Annotated in this window: 21 protein-coding genes; 2 read left to right on the top strand and 19 right to left on the bottom strand. The window is 33.6% G+C overall.

The features are described 5' to 3' along the window. Positions 1-73 precede the first annotated feature (73 nt). From CN925_RS16890 to CN925_RS16850, 9 genes are all read right to left on the bottom strand, one after another. Positions 74-1,093, bottom strand: coding sequence for a glyceraldehyde-3-phosphate dehydrogenase (locus tag CN925_RS16890; RefSeq protein WP_098847772.1), 1,020 nt, complete (start codon positions 1,091-1,093; stop codon positions 74-76). A gap of 95 nt (positions 1,094-1,188) precedes the next feature. Next, positions 1,189-1,782, bottom strand: a complete 594-nt coding sequence (gene coaE / locus CN925_RS16885; protein WP_098847769.1) for a dephospho-CoA kinase — start codon at positions 1,780-1,782, stop codon at positions 1,189-1,191. A gap of 76 nt (positions 1,783-1,858) precedes the next feature. After that, positions 1,859-2,542 carry a sporulation membrane protein YtaF gene (gene ytaF / locus CN925_RS16880; protein ID WP_286138448.1) on the bottom strand — a complete coding sequence of 228 codons (684 nt, stop codon included), beginning with the start codon at positions 2,540-2,542 and terminating at the stop codon, positions 1,859-1,861. A 19-nt stretch (positions 2,543-2,561) separates the two neighbouring features. Beyond that, on the bottom strand, positions 2,562-3,395 hold the full coding sequence (gene mutM / locus CN925_RS16875) for a DNA-formamidopyrimidine glycosylase (RefSeq protein ID WP_098847763.1): 834 nt from the start codon (positions 3,393-3,395) through the stop codon (positions 2,562-2,564). A gap of 19 nt (positions 3,396-3,414) precedes the next feature. Next, a complete protein-coding gene (gene polA / locus CN925_RS16870) occupies positions 3,415-6,039 on the bottom strand; it encodes a DNA polymerase I (RefSeq protein WP_098847760.1) in 2,625 nt (874 codons plus the stop codon). 214 nt (positions 6,040-6,253) lie between these two features. Beyond that, positions 6,254-6,430 carry a DUF4177 domain-containing protein gene (locus CN925_RS16865; RefSeq protein ID WP_167555369.1) on the bottom strand — a complete coding sequence of 59 codons (177 nt, stop codon included), beginning with the start codon at positions 6,428-6,430 and terminating at the stop codon, positions 6,254-6,256. Between the two features lie 314 nt (positions 6,431-6,744). Continuing rightward, the gene (gene pnpS, locus CN925_RS16860; RefSeq protein WP_098847755.1) at positions 6,745-8,511 is read right to left on the bottom strand and encodes a two-component system histidine kinase PnpS; all 1,767 of its coding nucleotides are present in this window, start codon (positions 8,509-8,511) and stop codon (positions 6,745-6,747) included. Continuing rightward, positions 8,504-9,220 carry a response regulator transcription factor gene (locus tag CN925_RS16855; RefSeq protein WP_098847752.1) on the bottom strand — a complete coding sequence of 239 codons (717 nt, stop codon included), beginning with the start codon at positions 9,218-9,220 and terminating at the stop codon, positions 8,504-8,506. The genes pnpS and CN925_RS16855 overlap by 8 nt, the downstream gene beginning before the upstream one ends. A 159-nt stretch (positions 9,221-9,379) precedes the next feature. Beyond that, positions 9,380-9,850, bottom strand: a complete 471-nt coding sequence (locus tag CN925_RS16850; RefSeq protein WP_098847749.1) for a MaoC/PaaZ C-terminal domain-containing protein — start codon at positions 9,848-9,850, stop codon at positions 9,380-9,382. A gap of 314 nt (positions 9,851-10,164) precedes the next feature. Between CN925_RS16850 and CN925_RS16845 the strand changes: the two genes are divergently transcribed. Further along, on the top strand, positions 10,165-10,629 hold the full coding sequence (locus tag CN925_RS16845) for a phage tail protein (RefSeq protein ID WP_098847746.1): 465 nt from the start codon (positions 10,165-10,167) through the stop codon (positions 10,627-10,629). Positions 10,630-10,687: 58 nt separating this feature from the next. Here CN925_RS16845 and mdh read toward each other — a convergent pair whose 3' ends face one another. The 4 genes from mdh to CN925_RS16825 all read right to left on the bottom strand — a co-directional run bounded on the left by mdh (position 10,688) and on the right by CN925_RS16825 (position 14,829). Next, positions 10,688-11,626, bottom strand: a complete 939-nt coding sequence (mdh, locus tag CN925_RS16840) for a malate dehydrogenase (RefSeq protein ID WP_098847744.1) — start codon at positions 11,624-11,626, stop codon at positions 10,688-10,690. 36 nt (positions 11,627-11,662) lie between these two features. Then, positions 11,663-12,943 carry an NADP-dependent isocitrate dehydrogenase gene (gene icd / locus CN925_RS16835; protein ID WP_098847742.1) on the bottom strand — a complete coding sequence of 427 codons (1,281 nt, stop codon included), beginning with the start codon at positions 12,941-12,943 and terminating at the stop codon, positions 11,663-11,665. Positions 12,944-13,076: 133 nt separating this feature from the next. Next, the gene (gene citZ, locus CN925_RS16830; protein WP_098847740.1) at positions 13,077-14,195 is read right to left on the bottom strand and encodes a citrate synthase; all 1,119 of its coding nucleotides are present in this window, start codon (positions 14,193-14,195) and stop codon (positions 13,077-13,079) included. Between the two features lie 175 nt (positions 14,196-14,370). Beyond that, entirely contained in the window at positions 14,371-14,829 is a 459-nt protein-coding gene (locus CN925_RS16825) for a DUF441 domain-containing protein (protein ID WP_098847737.1), read from the bottom strand. A gap of 124 nt (positions 14,830-14,953) precedes the next feature. On the opposite strand from CN925_RS16825, the gene ytvI reads away from it, so the two are divergent. Continuing rightward, entirely contained in the window at positions 14,954-16,066 is a 1,113-nt protein-coding gene (ytvI, locus tag CN925_RS16820) for a sporulation integral membrane protein YtvI (protein WP_098847735.1), read from the top strand. A gap of 67 nt (positions 16,067-16,133) precedes the next feature. Here ytvI and CN925_RS16815 read toward each other — a convergent pair whose 3' ends face one another. The 6 genes from CN925_RS16815 to ystJ form a co-directional block, all read right to left on the bottom strand. Further along, complete coding sequence (locus CN925_RS16815) at positions 16,134-16,529, bottom strand: FxsA family protein (protein ID WP_098847733.1); 396 nt, start codon at positions 16,527-16,529, stop codon at positions 16,134-16,136. A 102-nt stretch (positions 16,530-16,631) separates the two neighbouring features. After that, on the bottom strand, positions 16,632-18,386 hold the full coding sequence (gene pyk, locus CN925_RS16810; protein WP_098847730.1) for a pyruvate kinase: 1,755 nt from the start codon (positions 18,384-18,386) through the stop codon (positions 16,632-16,634). A gap of 79 nt (positions 18,387-18,465) precedes the next feature. Beyond that, on the bottom strand, positions 18,466-19,425 hold the full coding sequence (pfkA, locus tag CN925_RS16805; RefSeq protein WP_098847727.1) for a 6-phosphofructokinase: 960 nt from the start codon (positions 19,423-19,425) through the stop codon (positions 18,466-18,468). Positions 19,426-19,676: 251 nt separating this feature from the next. Next, positions 19,677-20,627, bottom strand: coding sequence for an acetyl-CoA carboxylase carboxyl transferase subunit alpha (gene accA, locus CN925_RS16800; protein WP_483295211.1), 951 nt, complete (start codon positions 20,625-20,627; stop codon positions 19,677-19,679). Between the two features lie 5 nt (positions 20,628-20,632). After that, positions 20,633-21,433, bottom strand: a complete 801-nt coding sequence (gene accD / locus CN925_RS16795; protein WP_098847834.1) for an acetyl-CoA carboxylase, carboxyltransferase subunit beta — start codon at positions 21,431-21,433, stop codon at positions 20,633-20,635. 370 nt (positions 21,434-21,803) lie between these two features. Continuing rightward, complete coding sequence (gene ystJ, locus CN925_RS16790) at positions 21,804-23,006, bottom strand: NADP-dependent malic enzyme (RefSeq protein WP_180233002.1); 1,203 nt, start codon at positions 23,004-23,006, stop codon at positions 21,804-21,806. Positions 23,007-23,050 lie beyond the last annotated feature (44 nt).

Below are 23,050 nucleotides of genomic sequence, written 5' to 3'. Positions count from 1 at the left end.
ATATGTCATACAACTTCAAAAAGACTAACTAGATCAACTAGTTAGCCCTTTGTATTCGTTTACATTTTTTTGATTAAACAGTTTCAAGCTTTTTTATTTTAGATGCAACGATTGACACTAAGTCAACTACACGTCTTGAGTAACCCCACTCATTATCATACCAAGCTAATACTTTCACTTTTGTACCATCGATTACCATTGTAGAAAGAGAATCAATAATTGATGAGTGTGTATTTGTATTAAAATCAATTGATACTAATGGCTCATTACAATATTCGATAATTCCGTGCATTGAACCTTTAGAAGCCGTTTCAAATACTTCATTGATTTCTTCAACAGTTACTTCTCTCTTTAAGTCAACTACTAAGTCAACTAGTGAAACATTTGGAGTTGGAACACGTAAAGCCATACCATGTAACTTACCATTTAAATGTGGAAGTACTTTCGATAATGCTTTTGCAGCACCAGTAGTTGTTGGAATAATTGATTGACTGCAAGCACGTGCACGACGTAAATCTTTATGTGGATTATCAATATTTTTTTGATCATTTGTAAATGAATGAACAGTTGTCATTAATCCATTAACAATACCAAATTGCTCATCTAGTACTTTTACAACTGGCGCTAAACAGTTAGTTGTACAAGATGCGTTTGAAATAATGTGATGATTATCTAGGTCTAATTTATCATCATTTACACCAATTACTACTGTGATATCTTCATTTTTACCAGGTGCTGTTAAAATTACTTTTTGAGCTCCAGCAGTAATGTGCATTTTTGCTTTTTCAGCATCATTAAATTTTCCAGTTGCTTCAATTACGATATCTACATTTAGCTCGTTCCATGGAAGTAACTCTGGATTTCTTTCACTAATTAATTCCACACGTTTACCATCAACGATTAAATGATCTGCATTTGCAATTACTTCACCATCAAACTTACCATGAACTGTATCATATTTAATTAAGTGCGCTAAAGTTTCAGAAGGATAACTTGCATTAATTGCTACGACATTATAATCTCCATTTTTAATCGCTTGACGGAAAACCATGCGTCCAATTCGACCAAATCCATTTATTGCTACATTTACCATAAGTAAACCCCCAATTAAGTTATACTGTTTATTATCTCCCTGCAATTAGTATAACACATAACTCGGATTTTGGTTAAACTATTTACATTATTTTATTAAATAATTTTATTTAATAGGTCTTTTACTTGTTTTTTTGTATCCTCAATGTCACCATTGTTATTTATAACGTAGTCAGCTCGTGCTTCTTTTTCTTTTACTGGTATTTGAGATGCTATACGCAAAAGTGCATCCTCTTTCGATAAACCATTACGTTTCATCAAACGCTTTAATTGATTTTCTTCTGACACCGTCACTACGATTACTTTTTCCACCAATTCAATTGAGTTACCCTCATATAAAAGAGGAATATCTAAAATAACAAGTGGCTCACCTTGTTTTATGTATCGATCGGCTTGCTCTTTCATTACACGTCTTACTTCCGGATGTACTATTTCATTAAGTTGTAAGCGCTTTTCTTTGTTATTAAAAATAATACTTCCGAGAAGTGGTCGATTAATTTCACCAGAATCGAGTAGAATTTCACTTCCGAAAGCTTCAACAATTTGTTTATAAGCAGGTTGTCCTATTTCAACCACTTCTTTTGCAATTACGTCTGCATCAACAATTGGAACATTTAATTCCTTTAAGAAATTAGAAACCGTACTTTTTCCACTTGCAATGCTACCAGTTAGTCCAAAAATTTTACCCATCTTTTATTCTCCTTACACAAGAGAAAGAGGACCAAATGGAATAAATCCATTCGGATATACTCTTTCATTATTTTTATTACATCTTCATTAATCCAATTAATATTAAAAAAACACCTGGTAAAAAGGTTAATTTTTGAAGCCACGATGTTTTCGATAACACATTTCCTAATTTCATTCCAAATAGTAAGAATAATGCACTTGCAGAAGATGTTACAATTGCCGTCAATAGTGGGGAAAACCCAAGTAATGATGCACCTATTCCAGCCCCAAAGGCATCAAGTGAAAGTGCAAATCCGAGTAACATTGCTTCCAGTCCATTAATACTACCTGAACGATCGATGTCTGCAGTTGTAGGCTTCTTTAGAATTTTTACGACTACACCTAAAATTTCAAACTCCCAGTCAATTCCTTTATCTTCCATCTCATTCTTTTCTTCTATATTTGACCCTTTATTTGATCGGTAAAATTGAAAAAGTACCCATAGTCCTATACATACAAGTACAAATCCTCCGATTCTTTTTGCGATTATTGGTGAAAAAAAGTCTGTTATTGCATGCCCAATCCCCATGGATGTCATTAATATGACCCCTGAACAAGCTGCAATTGTAATGATTGATTTAATAGGAATTTTTACTTTTCGAAGTCCATAAGTAAATCCAACACTGCAACTATCTAAGCTTAGTGCGCATGCTAGTAGTATTAATGATAGCATATTTACCATAAAAATAGGCTCCTTTCTTTCGTACTCCTGATATAGTATGAAAGAAAGGAACCTTATGTTAATTTTTTTTAGGCTGACATACCGGGCAAAAAGAAGTACCTCTGCCACCAACTTTTATTTTTTCGATTGGTTGGCCGCAATTATGACACGCTAATCCCTTTCTGCCATATACTTTAATGATCTCTTGAAAAGTTCCTATTTGCCCTTGTGAATTTACATAAGAACGAATTGTGCTCCCACCTAAATCCACAGCCTCTTTTAAAGTCTCTGTAATGGATTCAGCAAGTATTTTAATTTGTTTAGGCTTTAATTTTGATGCAGGTGTTTCCGGATGAATCTTAGCCCTAAACAAAACCTCATCAACATAAATATTGCCTAAGCCGACTACTAATTCCTGATCTAATAAAACGACTTTAATTTTTCGGTTTGTATTTTTAAGCTTTTTTCTTAAATAATCAGCAGTAAACTCATCAGAAAATGGCTCTGGACCTAATTTAGCAAGAGGTGGCCCTTCGTTCTCCTCACCTTTATTAAATAAATGCATGGTACCAAATTTACGAACATCTTGATACCGAAGTTCTGTTCCATCTTCAAATAAAAAACGAACATGAGTATGAGGTGCTACAGGTTCTTCCGCTTTGAACACGCGAAATTTCCCTTCCATTCTTAAATGCGAAACAAGTGTAAAATCACTTAATTGAAATAGTAGAAACTTCCCTCGACGATTTATATTTTCTACGGTTTGACCTTTTAGTAAAATCTGAAACTCATCTATTTCATTAGGTTTCTTTATTATTTTTCCCCAAGAAACGATTACTGCTGAGATTGTTTTCCCAACAATTAAACTAAGTAGAGTTCGTCTAACCGTTTCAACTTCTGGTAATTCAGGCATACAAAGTCATCCTATCTAATTATTTTGCTTCAAACCAAGAATCTCCAAAATTATAATCAACCTTTAAAGGCACTACTAGCTCAACAGCATGTTCCATTACTTCTGGAACGATTTTTTCTAAAATGGCTATTTCTTCTTTTGGAGCTTCTAATATTAATTCATCGTGCACTTGTAAAATTAATTTTGCCTGAAGTTTTTCTGCTTTAAGACGCTCATCTAGTAAAATCATAGCCTTTTTAATAATATCGGCAGCACTCCCTTGGATTGGGGTATTCATTGCTGTTCTTTCAGCAAATCCACGAACATTAAAATTTGAGCTAGATATTTCAGGAATATAACGACGTCTATTTAAGATAGTACTTACAAATCCTTCTAGTTTAGCCTTTTGAACTATATCTGACATATACTCTTTTACTTTTGGAAAACTAGCAAAGTACTTTTCAATAAAGATAGCCGCTTCTTTTCTTGTAATACCTAATCCTTGTGACAATCCATAATCACTAATTCCATATACAATCCCGAAGTTAACAGCTTTTGCTTGTCTTCTCATATTGCTTGTTACCTCATCAGCACTTACATGGAAAACATCCATTGCAGTCTTTGTATGAACATCAAAATCATTTTTAAATGCATCCATTAAATTATCGTCTTGCGCTATATGGGCCAGTACCCTTAATTCAATTTGAGAATAATCAGCCGCAAAAATCAACCAATCTTTTTTAGATGCGACAAAAGCTTTTCTAATTTTTCTACCTTCTTCTAATCGAATAGGAATATTTTGTAAGTTAGGATCAATTGAGCTTAAACGACCAGTTTGTGCTAGAACTTGATTAAATCGTGTATGAACCTTGGAATCTGATTCATTTATCACTTTTAACAAACCTTCTACATAAGTAGAATTTAATTTACCAACTTGACGATAGTGAAGAATCAATCGAATGATTTCATGTTCTGCCTCTAATTTTTCAAGAACATCAGCAGAAGTCGAATATCCAGTTTTTGTTTTTTTACCAGATGGCAAGTTTAGCTTTTCAAATAAAATAACACCTAATTGCTTTGGTGAATTAATATTAAATTTTTCACCTGCTAACTCATAAATAGCTTCTTCAAGTTCTTTTAACTTATTAGCTAGTTCTAACCCCATCGTACGAAGAGTTTCTTCCCTAACTGTTACCCCTTCAAATTCCATATCACCTAAAATAAATGTTAATCGCAATTCTAATTCTGTCAGCAATTCAAATTGACTATTTTTCCGCAATGATTCTTCTAAAGTTTCCTTTAATTTACTGATCGCAATTGTTTTGCGAACAATATATTCAGATAAAACTTCATCCGATGGCTTAGTTTGCTTTGCACCCTTACCATAAATCGATTCAGCAGTTTGTATTGAAAAATCTATTTTACCATTTACAATATCAGCAAATTCTTTATTAGACTGGGCAGGGTCATTTATATATGAAGCAAGTAATGGGTCGAAATAAACGCCATTTAACGTAATCCCTCTCCACTTTAGTGCAACATAGGCACCTTTTGCATCATATACATTCTTATTCATTAGCTCATCCTCGAGCCAATTTTTAAACAAATCCGACTCTAGCCCTACAGCTGTAGGAATAAAGAAATGACCTTTTTCATTTGAAAGTCCAAATCCCTGAATTTCTTCTTTATGATAATTTTCTCCAATCATTTCAACGATTAAGCTTGAATGATTCGCTAAATGTTTCTCTTCAATTGAATCTAGCACCTCATAGTTAATCTCTTCTAGTTCTTCATTCGACTCTTTGATATCTAATTTAGCTAACAATGAAGTAAATCCAAGAGATTTAAAAAATTCTGCAACTTTATTCGGATCAGTTTCAGGAAGAGTTGTATCATTTACAGTTAATTCAATTGGTGAGTTTTTATTAATTGTTGCTAATTGTTTACTCATTAAAGCTTGATCTTTATTTTCACTTAAATTTTGAAGAAGTTTTGCTCCACTTACTTCATCTATATTTTCATAAAGACCTTCTACAGTTTGAAACTGTTTTAAAAGCTTAATTGCAGTCTTTTCCCCAATACCTGGAACCCCAGGAATATTATCAGATTTATCACCCATTAATCCTTTCATATCAATAATTTGATTAGGTGTAATCTCATACTTTTCATGAATTGCTGCAGGAGTATATTCTTCAACTTCAGTAATACCTTTTTTAGTCATACTAACTGTTATACGCTCATCAACAAGCTGTAATAAATCTCGATCACCTGAGATGACCTTTACTTCAAATTCATCCTCAGATGCTTGATTAGCAAGTGTTCCGATAATATCATCCGCTTCATAATTTTCTAATTCATAACGCGCAATACCATATGTATCTAATAGCTGACGAACAAGTGGAAACTGTTCACTTAACTCTGGTGGAGTCTTTTGTCTTCCACCTTTATATTCTTTAAATGTACTATGTCTAAATGTTGTTTTCCCTGCATCAAATGCAACAAGCATATGAGTCGGTTTTTCATCTTCTAGAATTTTCATTAACATCATTGTAAACCCATAAATTGCATTCGTATGGACACCCTTATCATTACTCAAAAGAGGCAATGCAAAGAAGGCTCTATAAGCAATGCTATTTCCATCAATTAATACCAATTTCTTCTTCAAAATAGATCCCCTTCCTATTACAAATCTCACTATCTTTTTATGTATAATTTTTATTTTACGTTAATCGATTCCTTGCTCTTAACATTTTAACACGAACTATTCATAAAAGAAAAAGAGGTCGTCTTTGATTCATCATATTAAAAGCTTTTATTCACTTGAATTAAAGTTGAATAATGATGACTTTTAAGAATGAATCGTAAGACTACCTCTGTAATTAATTTAAGTCGATTTCTCGCTCAAAAATAAGTTCAACACATGAACCTTCTATTGCTTGCTGATTGTTTACAACCTGATGAAGGCGCCAGCCACTTTTTGCATAGTTCCCAACTACATCATAATAATGACGATTTGATGATTTAGTATTAACTTTTACAAATTCGTATTCGTACATCTGTATCCACCTTCCGATGTATGATTCAACACTCATAATTTCCCCAAAAATTATAAAAGTAATATGATCAAAAAAAGAAAACTAGGTCGACTGACAAACCTTTTTGAAAAGAGGTCTAGTCGTACTTAGTGCAATAAAAAGTATCAAATAGTATGGACACCTTAAAGGAAAAATAAAACAGTTTATAAATAAAAAATCCCGGAAGTAGATCTACTCCCGGTTTAAGACAACTCCTTGGATGAAGGGGTTTTCATCATAACTATATCAATTTTTTATTAATGATTAATAAATTCAATGTAAAAACAATGTAAATGTCACATCGAAAGATTTTTATTTAATGTTACAATGAATGATGTCCCATGGCCTAGTTTGCTTTCAACCTCGATTTTGCCTTTATGGGCTTCGACAAGATGCTTTACGATTGCTAGTCCTAGGCCTGTCCCTCCAGAATTCCTACTTCTTGCTTTATCTACTCGGTAAAAACGTTCAAATATACGAGATATTTCTTCTTTTCCTATTCCAACTCCTGTGTCATTGACCTTTAATACAATATGATCATTTGTCTCAGAGGCAGTAATAAATACTTTGCCATCAGCTGGAGTATAGTGAATTGCGTTATCCACTAAATTAATAATGATTTGTTTTAATCTTAACGCATCAGCATATACAACTAACGGACTATTTAAGTACAATTTGAAGTCAATATTTTTTTCTTCTGCTTTTTGATTAAGCATTTGCTGTACATCTTCAATAACCTGTTTAGCAGATACTTTTGCAAGATCTAATTTAAAACTCTGTTGCTCAATTTTTGATAGGTCTAATAAATCTTGAATAAGCGTCTGCATTCGATCACTTTCGGTTAAAATAATCGATAAGAAGTTTTTGCATAAGTCATCACTTTCCATTGCTCCATCTAGAAGAGTTTCAGTAAAACCTTTAATTGATGTAATTGGCGTTTTAAGCTCGTGAGATACATTTGCAAAAAAATCTTTTCGAACTTGCTCTAGTTTCTTTAATTCACTTATGTCATGAAAAACAAGAACAATCCCTTTCCACTCGTGATTCATCCCAATAATTGGTGCACCGTATATTTCAAAATGTTTTCTTTCAATAGATAATGGTAAAATAATTTGCTTTCTTACTTTTATTTCTTTTAGAAAAATTTCTTCCACAATTTCAATGACTTCTTTATGTTTAAATGCATCATAATAAAGCTCACCCAATATACTTCTCGATTCAACTTTAAACGTTTCCCGATATGTTTTATTAATTAGGTTTACATGACCCCTACTATTAATTAAAACAACTCCACTGCCGATGTTATGGATTAAAGTGTTTAACCGGTCTTGTTGCATTTCTTGTTGACTAGTCATTTCTTGTAAATTTTTTGCAAGCACATTCATTGCTTGACTTAACATTGTTGTAGATTCATTACTTTCGGTTAATGTTCTAGCTTTATAATTCCCTTTGGATAATTCAATTGCTACTTGCGTAATATCTTCTATCGGTTTTGAAAATTGATGCGAGTATCGTACCAGTAAAATGATGATGGCAAATAAAACAAAGCCTAATAATGAAAATAATAACATCCAAATACTTCGGTAAACTTCTTTGATTGACTTAGTTGAATAATCAACAACCAAAAATTGCTTATTACCATGTTGATCGATTATTTTCTTGCCGTAATATTTTGCTGTAGAATCTTTTTCATTAAATTTAGCTGCACTCTCTATTTTATCAAGTCGTTCTAGATAAGCTTTTAAATTCTTTGATGAACTATTCAATTCCCCATTCTCATCACTAGATTTTGCGATAAGATTATAATGATCATCAAATAAAATAATATCGATATTTAAGTCCTTTGATATCTTTTTTAACGTTTGATTCGATATATTCTTTGTTAATGGTAAATTAGACTCCATAATTGAAGCAATTAAGTTAGTCTCTCTCTCAATTCTTTGATCATAGTTTGTCAGATAAAAGGATTTAAATATTTGCCCTATTACGATTCCTAATATAGCAAGAATAACGATTATTATTGCAGAAAATCCATAGAGCAATTTTCGATTTAGATTACTCATTTACTCTAGGTTCCTCTAATTTATACCCTAACCCACGAATTGTTTTTATATAAACTGGTTTTTTCGAGTCTAGTTCAATTTTTTCTCTTAAATGGCTAATATGAACATCGACAATTCGAGTGTCTCCAGCAAAATCATAATTCCAAACGGCACTTAATAATTGATCTCTAGTTAATACTCTACCTTTATTTTTCGTTAAATATAATAATAATTCAAATTCCTTAGGTGTTAATTCCAGTTTTTCACCTTGGAAATATGCTTCATAATAATCAGCTAAAATTTTTAAATCGGCTATTACTAAAGTTTCAGCTTCGTCGTTTGATTGTACTGGTGTTTCAGTAATTTTAGATCTTCTTAATATCGCTTTAACTCTTGCTACGACTTCTCTTGGGCTAAATGGTTTTGTCATATAATCATCGGCACCAAGTTCAAGTCCTAACACTTTATCAAATTCATCATCTTTTGCTGTAACCATTAAAATTGGCGTCAGATTTCTTTGAAGTCTTAATTCTTTACATACTTCCATACCATCTTTTTTAGGTAGCATTAGATCTAATACGATTAAATCTGGCTTTTCCTGTTCAGCCTTCTGTAGACCTTCTTCTCCATCAGTAGCCGTAACAACTTGAAACCCTGCTTGTTCTAGGTTAAATTTGATTAAAGTTAAGATATGCTCTTCATCGTCAACTACAAGAATTTTATTGCTCATTTCATATTCCTCCAGGTTATTATTAAACCCTCATCCATTTGTTTCCAATTCTATCTTTATCTACTTTTTAATATACTAAAATTTCAATCAAACGTAAAACGAAAAAAAGTGATGGAACGTTTACAACAAAAAAAAGAATGTCAGTTGACATTCTTCAAGTTAAAAATTCTCATATAACAGAGCATTCGATTGGTTTACAGTTGGTGGAGTTACAATCAGTTTTCCACTTGCAATTTCAGTTTGCGTTTTATTTAAAACGCTTACATTAATGCATACTTCATTTAAATCTAAGTTAATTTCAACTACTTCAAAATGAATTGAAATTGTTTCATTATGATAGATATGTTGATCGAATTGAAGTTCTTTTTTTATAATATGACTTCCTGGGCCAGGTAAGTGTTTTGTAACTGCCGCAGAGATTAATCCGCTTATTATAAAACTTGGAACAATCGGTTTATTGTATTTTGTTTGCGAAGCATAGTTGTATTGTGTATATAGTGGATTTGTATCGCCTGTTAAAGCCAGGTATAAGTAAATATGTTTTTCATCAATATGTTCTGTTACAATTAACTTTTCACCAATTGAAATGTCTTCAAGTTTTCGTCCGATTTTTGCTTTTTTAGTTAACATATTAGACCCCCTGTTTATCTTAATATTTTAAAAATTCGATAAACAATAGCAATTTTCCTTCTTAATCGGCAAAATTTTTATAAAATTATTTTTCCCCCTTATGGAAGAGAAAATTCTATTTCTCCTAAATCTCTATTTTATCTACTACATTTACACACTAACCGTTTTACCTCTTAATAAGGATCATTTTGTTTGTTATATCAAAAACTTGTATATACTTATATCATGAAATGTTATCTGGGGAGCACAAACTTTTGGTATAATTTAGTAGATTAGATATTTAAATTTAGTTAAGTGAAAAAGGAGAGATTGAAATGTCCAATGCGGTTGATTTCAAAAATGTTTCTACTATTGGTTTAGAGTCTTCCCCCGTAGTTGATGCGCTTGCAGGTTTACGTGCTCATGAAGCTCGTTATTTTATGAACAAGTACAAACATGAATTCACAGTTGTACCAGCAAGTGAAAGTCAGGAAACACTTGATTATGTGAACCGAATTTTAAAAGAAGAGCGTGATATAGAATTCGCTGCTAAGCCTTTAGAAACTTCCCGCTTTCAAGTAGAAAATATTAAATTTGCCTACGTCTTTTATGAGGATGGACTCTCTGTCAATGTGATGTATACAGTCGATGATCCTAAAAAGCGTGCTGTTGGTTTTAAACTTTCTGAAGGAATGGAAATACCAAAGGAATTAGAAGAAAAATTTAAGTTTGCTAGGCAGAAGTCTAAACTGGCTGGAACGATTCGTGGTTCTTATTTTGTTATAAAAGGTGAGTATTAAAGAACGTTAAAATTAAAAGACCCAAAGGTAAATGTTCATTACCTTGTGGGTCTTCTTTTTAAGCTAAAACGTTCATAACGTTTTTGACAGCTGCAACTGAGCGATCTAATGCCGTTTTTTCTTCAGCAGTCAAATCTAATTCAATAATTTGTTCAATACCGTTTCCGCCTATAATTGTAGGAACTCCTAAGTAAATACCGCTGTAACCATATTCGCCTTCTAAATAAGCAATTGTAGGTAACACGCGACGTTGGTCCTTAAGAATAGCTTCAACCATTTCTACTAAAGATGCAGCAGGTGCATAATAAGCACTTCCGTTACCTAGTAGATTTACGATTTCTCCGCCACCCTTACGAGTACGTTCAACAATAGCATCTAAACGATCTTTTGGAATTAATTTTTCTAATGGAATACCACCAGCATATGAATAACGCACTAATGGTACCATATCGTCTCCGTGACCACCTAAAACAAATCCAGAAATATCTTTAACAGATAAATTTAATTCCTTGGCCACAAACGTCCTAAAACGGGCTGTGTCAAGAACTCCAGATTGTCCAATAACGCGGTGTTTTGGAAAACCAGCTTCTTTGTATACTGTATAAGTCATTGCGTCAACCGGGTTCGTTAAAACTACGATTGTACAGTTAGGAGAGTATTTTACGATTTCACGAGTAACTGCTTTCATGATGTTTGAGTTGGTTGATACTAGATCATCACGGCTCATACCCGGTTTACGAGCGATACCTGCTGTAATGACTACTACATCTGAATCAGCTGTGTCAGCATAATCACTAGTACCAATAATGTTCGCATCAAACCCTTGAACTGGACTTGCTTCAAGCATATCTAAGGCTTTTCCCTTAGTAGGGTTCTCTAGTTGAGGAATATCAACTATTACTACATCCCCTAGTTCTTTTTGTGCAAGCAAGAAAGCTGTTGTAGCACCAGTAAATCCAGCACCCACTACAGAAATTTTACGTCTACGAATTGACATATAAATACCTCCCTTTTGTTTACAAACACAATTTAATTATACAAGAACTGATTCCATATTTGAAATTAATTCGTTTGCAAATTCAGAACATTTTACTTCAGTAGCCCCATCCATTAGACGAGCAAAGTCATAAGTAACAACTTTTGAAGCAATTGTTTTTTCCATTGATTTAAGAATCATAGAAGCTGCTTCATTCCAACCCATATGCTCAAGCATTAATACTCCAGAAAGAATAACTGAAGATGGGTTTACTTTATCTAATCCAGCGTATTTAGGTGCTGTACCATGTGTAGCTTCAAAGATAGCATGTCCAGTTTCGTAGTTGATATTTGCTCCAGGAGCGATACCGATTCCACCTACTTGAGCAGCAAGTGCATCAGAAATATAGTCACCATTTAAGTTCATTGTAGCTACTACATCGAACTCACGTGGTCTAGTTAAAATTTGTTGTAAGAAGATATCAGCAATGCTGTCTTTTACTAGGATTTTACCAGCTTTTTCTGCTTCTTCCATTGCTTTGTTAGCTGCGTCTTTACCGCTTGTTTCTACAATGCGATCGTACTCTGCCCATGTAAATACTTTATCGCCGAATTCTTGCTCACAAACTTCATAACCCCAGTTCTTAAATGCACCTTCAGTAAATTTCATGATATTACCTTTATGAACTAACGTTAAAGATTTACGGTTTTCTTGAATTGCATAATTAACTGCTGCACGTACAAGACGTTTTGTACCTTCTTCAGAAATTGGTTTAATACCGATACCAGATGTTTCTGGGAAACGGATTTTATTAACACCCATTTCTTTTTGTAAGAATTCAATTACTTTTTGAACTGCTTCAGAGCCTTTTTCATATTCGATACCAGCATAGATATCTTCAGTGTTTTCGCGGAAAATGACCATGTCTGTATCTTCTGGACGTTTAACTGGTGAAGGTACACCTTCAAAGTAACGTACAGGACGTAAACATACAAATAAATCTAATTCTTGACGTAGAGCAACGTTTAAAGAACGAATACCGCCACCAACTGGAGTTGTTAAAGGTCCTTTAATTGCAATCATGTACTCTTCAATTAAATTTAAAGTTTCTTGAGGTAACCATTCACCAGTTACATTAAATGCTTTTTCACCAGCAAGAACTTCTTTCCATTCGATTTTACGATTACCATTATATGCTTTTTCTACAGCTGCATCTAAAACACGTGAAGATGCTGCCCAAATATCTGGGCCTGTACCGTCGCCTTCAATAAAAGGAATAATTGGATTGTTTGGCACGTTTAATTGGCCGTCTACTAATGTGATTTTTTCAGCTTGCATTACATGCTCCCCCTTGAATAAATAAGTTAAATTCATTAAATACATGCTTTTGAGAGGAAGATTCCTCTCCCTCTCTTTACTATACCACTATCATTCGAATATTAAATACTATTTTAAGTATTCAAATAATTCTTTATACACGCTCTTCAATTGGAATGTAAGAGTTTTTCTCTGGTCCTGTATAATCTGCACGCGGACGAATAATACGATTATTATCATATTGTTCTAAAATGTGAGCAGTCCAACCAGACATACGGCTAATAGCAAAGATTGGAGTAAATAAATCATGTTCAATTCCTAAGCTGTGATAAACAGATGCAGAGTAGAAATCAACATTTGGTGGAATATTCTTTTGAGTTGTAACAAGTTCTTCTATTTTTTCAGACATTGTGTACCATTTTAACTCTCCAGTAATTGCACCTAATTGACGAGACATTTCTTTTAAATGTTTCGCACGTGGGTCACCACCACGGTATACGCGATGTCCGAATCCCATGATTTTAGCTTTAGCATCCATTTTCTCTTGAATGTAAGATTCAACATTTTCAATCTCACCAATTTCAGCTAACATTTTCATAACGCTTTCATTTGCGCCACCGTGTAATGGACCTTTTAAAGCACCAATCGCAGCTGTAATACCTGAATAAATATCAGATAATGTTGCAACGCAAACGCGTGCAGTAAATGTCGAAGCATTTAATTCATGGTCAGCATGTAGTACTAATGCCTTATTAATTGCTTCTTCCGCAATTTCATTCGGTTTATCACCAGTCAGCATATATAAGAAGTTAGCTGCAAATGATAAATCTTTATTAGGAGCAACTGGCTCAAGTCCTTTACGGATTCGAGAAAACGCTGCCACAAAAGTTGAAACTTTAGCTTGAAGTTGGATTGCTTTAAGATAATTTGAATCTGAGTCCATTGCTTCAGCATTTTTATCATACAATGCAAGCATTGAAATAACTGTACGTAAAACAGTCATAGGATGTACATTTTTTAAGTTTGTTGATTTTAAGTAAGTAATAACTTCTTCTGGTAACTCGGCATTATCTGCTAATTGAGAAGCAAGTTCTTTAAGTTGAACCTTATTTGGTAATTTGCGATGCCATAATAAATATACTACTTCTTCAAAACTTGCATATTCTGCTAATTCATCGATACCGATACCTACATACGTTAATGTATCATCAATAATAGAACTTATAGAAGTCGTAGCTGCTACAACACCCTCTAAACCACTTTTAACTGTCATATTCCCCTCTCTCCTTTACGCAAAAATTTCCCTAGTATTTACTACATACATATACTGGTATAACTCTTTTCAATTACCTAGTATACATAGAAAGGAACCCTACTATCATTTATTATAAACAATAATCTGACTTTTGTGAATGAAAACAATTTACTAAAATATAATTATTATTCAATTACTTAATTAATCCTACAATCCAAATGAATAGATATGCGATTCCAGCCCCTATTAAAGGCCCTACTGCAACCCCTTTAAATACAGCTACAGATAGTATAGTACCTAGTACTAATGCTGCTGTTATTTGTGGACTAGTAGCTAATAATTGTACTCCACCTTTTGCCAACAGAGCCACGGCGATTCCAGAGAGAAGTGCGATCCAGGCTACAGGGGTTTTTAATGCTTCCATTAAATTTTTAAAACCTATTTCACCGGTAGCGATTGGTACTAATACAGCAATCGTAATAACTGTTACACCTAAATTTATCCCTTTTGTTTGCATATAGGGAAATACTCGATCTCCAAGAGGAGTATATTTTAGTACGAACAATACTATAATTGAAATGATTAAAGAGTTATTTTTAGCAATTGCACCAATTAGTAGTAAAACTAAAAGAAATATTGTTGATTCGCTCATTTGTTAGTAGCTCCTTATTGTATAATTTATTAATAAATACTATCAAACTTTACTATTATAAAAAAATAATTCTTGATAAAATAAGACAAGGAGACTCATTTCATTTTTGGAAGGAGGTAAAAGTTTGAATAGAACTTTAGTTTTTCAGATCATTCGGTTTTTATTTGTAATCGCATGTATTATTTTAGGTTTTTACGCTGCACTATTCATCTCAAAACTTACATACCCTTTCATCATTGCTTTTATCATTGCCTACTTTTTAAATCCACTAGTCAATTTATTAAACGAAAAAGCCAGAATACCTAGAGGAATAGCTGCATTTTTATCCATTATTTTACTATTAGCTGTTTTAGCAGGGTTATTTACATTACTAATTACGGAAATCATTTCAGGGTCGACCTATTTAATTCAAGTTGTACCAGAAAGTTTTGAACGATTAATTTATTTCGTTGAAAATATTGTTACGGATAAGATAGTTCCTCTATATGACTTAATTATGAGTAAATATAGTCAACTCGGTGCTGGTCAACAACAAACGATTCGTACAAATATACAATCGATTGGCGATTCCGCTATTAATCTAGGTAAAGAAGCATTAAACGGAATCATTGAAGGAATTAAATTAGTAATCGCTTTATTACCTAATACCGCTACCTTAATATTCGTTTCTTTATTAGCAACATTCTTTATTAGTAAAGACTGGTACAAAATAAAAAATTTATTCGCAAAATATACTCCAAATCGAATTCAACATTACAGCAAAACAATTTTTATTGATTTACGGAAAGCTTTATTTGGTTTTATTAAAGCACATATCACTCTTATTTCTATGACGACTGTGCTAGTCCTAATCGGATTATTAATATTGAGAATTCCTTTCGCAATCACAATAGCTATTCTGATCGGTTTCATTGACTTACTTCCATACTTAGGAACTGGCTTAATTTTCGTACCATGGATCTTATATACTTTTCTGTCTAGCGATTATAAATTAACGATTGGTCTGGCAATTTTATATGGTGTTGTCATTATCCAACGTCAACTTGCAGAGCCAAAAGTTCTATCTTCAAATATAGGACTACAACCACTTCCTACTTTAATCTCGTTATTTGTTGGTTTTAAATTTTTGGGTCTACTAGGATTGATTGCCGGTCCAGTAACTTTAGTCATTTTATCAACTTTATATCGAGCACGAGTCTTCCATGAACTTTGGTATTATATTAGAGGTTCAAATTAAACTGCAAATTAAAAAACGAGATCGCTAAGTGCTTTCTCGTTTTTGTCTTTTAAAGCATTTCCAATAATCATTTCTTTATATATCCCGTCCAAACAACATTACCTTTTAGCTTTTTCATTACAAAATAAATAAGTTGTTGAACAAATTTGATTCTAATTGGTTTAATTAGCAACACGATTGCCAATACGTCGGTAATTGGTCCCGGAATAAAAAATAGGAGACCAATTAGAAAAAAAGATAATCCTTCTATCATGATTAAATCTGGCATTTTGCCTGCCCGAAGCTGTTCTCCGGCTTGTTGTTTAACTGTAACCCAAACGGTTCTCATGATATAAATACCAATCAAAAGCGTACCGATAAGCCAAAGAAATACTGATAAGGAACCAATTACTCTACTAAGTAATGTTAAACAGATTAAATCAATTAATGGGATTAAAATTAGCCAACCAACAAGTTTTTTCATGATAGTTTCACCTCTTGCTTAGAATTAAAATATCATTTAATAATCTTATATTTGTCTTTAAAAAATAAAGAGAAGGAAAATTGTCCTTCTCTTTATTATATCTTAAAATATACTTTTATGTCCTGTACTAACGATTCCTCTAGCAGCATCTACTGTAACAGCTTGACCGTTTACTAAGATGTTCGTCGCATTTTCAACTCCAACAATTACTGGAATTCCTAAGCTAACACCTACTACTGCAGCATGGCTAGTTAAACCACCTTCTTCAGTAATAATAGCTGCTGCTCTTTCAATTGCTGGCATCATATCTCTATCTGTACTATTTGTTACAAGAATACTACCTGGTGTAACTTTCGAAACAGCTTCTTCACCTGTTTTTGCGATGATAACTTTTCCTGCAGCAGTTTTGCGACCGATACCTTGACCTTGAGCGATCACGTCACCTACTACATGGATTTTCATCATATTCGTCATACCTGTTTCACCAATTGGTAATCCAGCCGTAATGATGACAGTATCACCATTTGAAACATATTTAGCTTCTTGAGCCGCATCCATAGCATGTTGTAACATTTCATCAGTTGAGTTTGCTCTTTCTCTATATTGAGTTTGAACTCCCCAAACTAAAGATAGACGGCGACAAATACGAATATCAGATGTAATAGCTAAAATAGGAGCTTTTGGACGATATTTTGAAATCATTTTCGCAGTATGTCCACTCTCTGTAGGAGCAATAATTGCAGAAACTTTTAAGTTTAAAGCTGTTGCTGCAACCGATTGACCAATTGCATCAGTAATTGTTCCTTTATTTTCTCTTTGACGTTTTTTAAATAATTCTTCGTATTGTAAGCTTTTTTCAATTCGAAGCGCAATTGAATTCATCATTGAAACTGATTCGATTGGATATGAACCTGCAGCTGTTTCTCCTGATAACATAATTGCATCAGTACCATCAAGAATGGCATTTGCAACGTCACTTGCCTCTGCTCGTGTTGGTCTAGGATTACGTTGCATAGAATCTAGCATTTGAGTAGCTGTAATTACCGGCTTACCTACATTATTACATTTTTTAATTAATTGTTTTTGAACGATTGGTACCTCTTCTGGTGGAATTTCTACGCCCATGTCACCACGTGCAACCATTAAACCATCTGAAACTTCAAGAATTTCATCGATATTATCGATCCCTTCTTGGTTTTCGATTTTCGGTATAATTTGAATATAATCCGCACGATGTTTACCTAATAGTTCACGAATTTCTAATACATCAGATGCTTTACGAACGAAAGATGCAGCAATAAAATCAACATTTTGCTCAATACCAAATTCGATATCGCTTATATCTTTTTCTGTAATACCAGGTAGATTTACACGTACATTTGGTACGTTTACACCTTTTTTATTTTTTACAAAACCGCTGTTTAACACTTTAGTACGAATATCATTTCCTTCAATACCGATTACTTCTAAACCAATCAATCCATCATCGATTAAAATTTTTGAACCAACATGTACATCATCAATTAATCCTTCGTAAGATACTGCAAATTTTTCTGCTGTACCAACTACTGGTTCAGTAGTAATAATAACTTCATTTCCAGTTTTTAACTCTGCTTGGCCACCTTCGAAATCTAAAGTACGAATTTCAGGTCCTTTTGTATCTAAAAGAATCGCTACAGTTTTACCAGTTTTTTCAGAAGCCTCGCGGATACTTTTAATTCTTGCAGCATGCTCTTCATGAGAACCATGCGAGAAGTTTAAACGTGCTACGTTCATTCCTGCATTAATTAACTCTACTAATTTTTCTACCGATTCACTAGCAGGACCAATCGTACAAACTATTTTTGTTTTACGCATTTTTTACCCTCCAAATTTATACAAAACTATAAACTATTAAGAAATTTATGAAATCGATTGCTCAATTAAATCTATCTAATTAAATAGAAAGTTCTTGAGATAACTGATACATATCTTGATCAAGTTCATGCTTTTTAGATAATGCTTCGATAATATCGTGGTCAACTAACTTATTATTTTGGATTCCAACACAACGTCCACCTTTGCCCTCCATAAGTAGTTCTACCGCTCTTGCTCCTAGACGACTTGCTAAAACTCGGTCAGCAGCGCTTGGTGAACCACCACGTTGAACATGTCCTAAAACAGTTACACGCGTGTCAAAGTGAGTTCGCTCTTGTATTACTTTACCTATCTCAATTGCACTTCCTACACCTTCAGCAACCACAATAATACTATGTTTTTTACCACGTTCACTACCGCGGTTTAATTTACTAATAATATCATCCATATCATAGTCACATTCAGGGACTAAAATCGTTTCTGCGCCATCAGCTAAACCTGCCCATAATGCAATATCACCTGCATTACGACCCATCACTTCAATTACATATGTACGCTCATGTGATGTTGCTGTATCACGTATTTTATCAATCGCATCAATAACAGTATTTAAAGCTGTATCAAATCCAATTGTAAAATCAGTACCTGGAATATCATTATCAATTGTTCCTGGGACACCTACACAAGGATAACCATGTTCAGTCAGCTTTTTTGCCCCCTGATATGAACCGTCTCCACCAATTACAACTAATCCTTCAATACCAAACTTTTTAAGTTGTTCAATTCCTTTCATTTGTCCTTCTAATGTTTTAAATTCAGGACAACGTGCACTAAGTAGTTTTGTTCCACCACGATGAATAATATCGCCAACAGAACCTAACTCTAGCTTCTCAATATTTCCATTAATAAGACCAGTATATCCTTGGTATATACCGTAAACTTCTAAGCCATGGAAAATCGCTTTTCTTACGACTGCTCGTACAGCAGCGTTCATTCCTGGAGCGTCTCCTCCACTAGTTAATACGCCAATTCTTTTCATTATGTATTCACCTCAATGATTTTACATTAACATTATGCATTTATTCATTTAAATAAAGTACCATGTAATGCATATTTAAACAATAGAAATAATGTGAACTTTTTCATAAACTTTTTTTAATCAATGATACCTTGTAAAAAGTATGACGACACTCTTTATGCATATTGCTATTTTTTACTAATTTTTTTAAAAAAATACAAAAAGAGCATGCTAACATATTGTTTCACACACTCTAGAAGTTAAACTAAATATTAATGATTAAAAGAAATTTTCCCTAACTTTGCGTGTTTTTCATATCGTTGTTGAACCAGCTCTTCTTTATCCATAGATAACAATGACTTTAATGTTTCGTATAAGTACTTGTCGATATATTTAGCCTGTTGTTCAACATCATTTTGTGCTCCACCTTTTACCTCAGGTATAATTTGGTCAACTACACCTAATTCTAATAAGTCTGGAGCTGTAATTTTCATAGTTTCAGCAGCTCTACGTGCTTGTGAAGAATCTTTCCATAATAATGCTGCTGCACCTTCTGGAGAAATAACAGAGTAAGTTGAGTTTTCTAGCATCAGTAACTTATTACCAATTCCTAATGCTAACGCTCCACCACTACCACCTTCACCAATTACAATACAAATAGTAGGCACTTTTAAGCCTGCCATTTCAAAAATATTTCGAGCAATTGCTTCGCTTTGTCCACGCTCTTCGGCTGCTTTACCAGGATATGCGCCTTTTGTATCAATAAACGCAATAATCGGTCTGTTAAATTTCTCAGCTTGCTTCATTAAACGAAGTGCTTTTCGGTAACCTTCTGGATGTGGCATACCGAAATTACGTCTAATATTTTCTTTTGTATCTTTACCACGTTGATGTCCTACGATCGTAACTGGTAATCCACGGTAAGATGCGATACCTGATACGATTGCAGCATCGTCTCCAAATAATCGATCACCATGACACTCAAAGAAATCCGTAAATAATCTATTAACATAATCTAAAGTAGTTGGTCGTTCTGGATGTCTAGCAACTTGTACTCGATCCCAAACTCCCATATTTCCGTAAATTTCATTTTCTAAGGTTTTTAAACGTTCTTCTAAACGTCTGATTTCTTCAGTAAAATCAACATCATGTTGACTTGTATAAACCTTTAGTTCGTCAATTTTCGTCTTTAGTTCATGAATCGGTTTTTCGAATTCTAGCATAACCACTATTGCAAGACACCCCCTTGATGTAAGTTAAGAATTGTAAATAATTTTGAACGTAATTCTAATCGCGAAATGACTGCGTCAAGCTGACCATGATTCAGAAGGAATTCAGCAGTTTGGAAGTCTTCAGGTAATTCTTCACGGATCGTTTGTTCGATAATACGTCTACCAGCAAAACCAATTAATGCACCAGGCTCAGCAAAGTTAAAATCGCCTAAAGACGCAAAACTAGCAGATACTCCACCCGTAGTTGGATTTGTCATAATTGAAATTGCTAAATAACCTAGCTCGCTATGCATTTTAAGTGCAGCACTAGTTTTTGCCATTTGCATTAAACTTAAAATACCTTCTTGCATACGTGCTCCGCCAGATGCAGTAAAAATAATAAATGGTAAACCGTCAGATGAAGCTCGCTCAACTGCACGAGTTATTTTCTCTCCAACAACAGATCCCATGCTTCCCATTCGGAATCTTGCATCCATAACTGCAATTACAACAGGAATTCCGTCGATTTTTCCTTTTCCTGTAACAATCGCCTCGTTAAGCTCTGTTTTTTTACGATCACCTTCAAGCTTCTCTATGTAATCAGGGAAGTGTAGGGGATTCGCAGAAACCATGTTTTGATCAAATTCTTCAAAAGTATTTTCATCAATTAAGCTTTCGATTCTTTCGAATGCTGTCATTTGATGGTGATATCCACAACTATTACAAACTTTTAGGTTTTTTATTAATTCTTTTGTAATACTAATTTTTTTACATTTAGGACATTTTGTCATAACACCGTCAGGTAAATCTTGTCTCATTACTTCTGAAGGTATAGATGCATATTTTTTCTTTTTGGAAAATAAGTCTTTTATTTGCAACCTAATTCCTCCTAACTTTTTTAGTACTAAATACTAATAGGATACTATAAATGTTATACACTTTTTGTTAACATTTGTCGATAAAATTCAGCTAAATTTCGTCATTTCAACCATTCATTGAGCATGAAATTTGTAGAAAATCTTAAAGTATTAATTTATTCATTTTTTATGAAATCCCTTTATTTTCCAATAACCTCTGCGGATTTTTACCACATCTAAGTATTATATCAGATAAAAAAGGATAGTACTACACTACTTAATTTTAGTATTGTAATACTATCCCCATAAATATTAATATCTGGTATTAAAACTATTTAATTAAAGCTAGTTTTTTTGTTTTTTCTTCGATTTCTTTCGGATCAACATTTAGTCTTGCAACTCCAGTTTCCATCGCAGCTTTTGCCACACTAGCAGCTACTTTAGGTGCCACTCGCGGATCAAATGGTGCTGGAATAATAAAATCTGGAGATAAATCTGCTTCACTTACTAAGCTTGCAATTGCATTTACTGCCGCAATTTTCATCTCTTCATTAATATGTGTAGCACGAACATCTAATGCGCCACGGAAAATACCAGGGAACGCAAGAACGTTATTTACTTGGTTAGGATAATCACTTCGACCAGTACCAATTACTAAAGCACCAGCTTCTTTTGCATCTTCTGGCATAATTTCTGGATCAGGATTAGCCATAGCAAAAATAATAGGATTTTCGTTCATTGAACGAACCATTTCTTGCGTTACTGCTCCTTTTACAGAAACCCCAATAAATACATCTGCCCCTTCAAGTACTTCTTTAAGGCTACCTTGTATTTTATCTTTATTAGTGTATTTTGCAACTTCATTTTTGACGCTATTCATACCAACTGGACGGCCTTCGTAAATCGCGCCTTTTGTATCACACATAATAATTTGGCGAACACCGAAACGATATAATAATTTTAATATAGCAATACCAGCTGCTCCTGCACCATTTAAAACTACTTTAATATCAGCCATATTTTTATTCACGATTTTTAAAGCATTTACTAAACCTGCAAGTGTAACGATAGCTGTTCCATGTTGATCATCGTGGAAGATTGGAATATTGGTTTCGCGCTTTAAGCGCTCTTCTATAATAAAGCAGTTCGGAGCTGCAATATCCTCTAAATTTATTCCACCAAATGTAGGTTCTAACAATTTTACTGTTTGAATGATTTGCTCTACATCTTGCGTATTTAAGCAGATAGGAAATGCATCAACACCAGCAAAGCTTTTAAATAACGCAGCTTTACCTTCCATTACAGGTAAAGCGGCCTCTGGTCCAATATTACCAAGTCCAAGAACTGCAGATCCATCCGAAACTACACCAACCATATTACCTTTCATTGTGTATTCATATACTCTAGTTTTTTCTTCGTAAATTTCTTTACACGGCTCGGCAACGCCTGGTGAGTACGCTAAACTTAATTCTTTCGCATTTGTAACCGGCACCTTAGAAACTGTTTCTAATTTACCTTGATGTACTCTATGCATATGTAATGCTTCTTCACTTAATAATGACAAACTATTCACTCTCC

Origin of the sequence: Bacillus sp. AFS055030, assembly GCF_002574545.1 — a bacterium.
Lineage (GTDB): Bacteria > Bacillota > Bacilli > Bacillales > Bacillaceae_G > Gottfriedia.
Note: the sequence above shows the minus strand (reverse complement) of the source record. Positions and strands in the feature narration are given on the sequence as shown.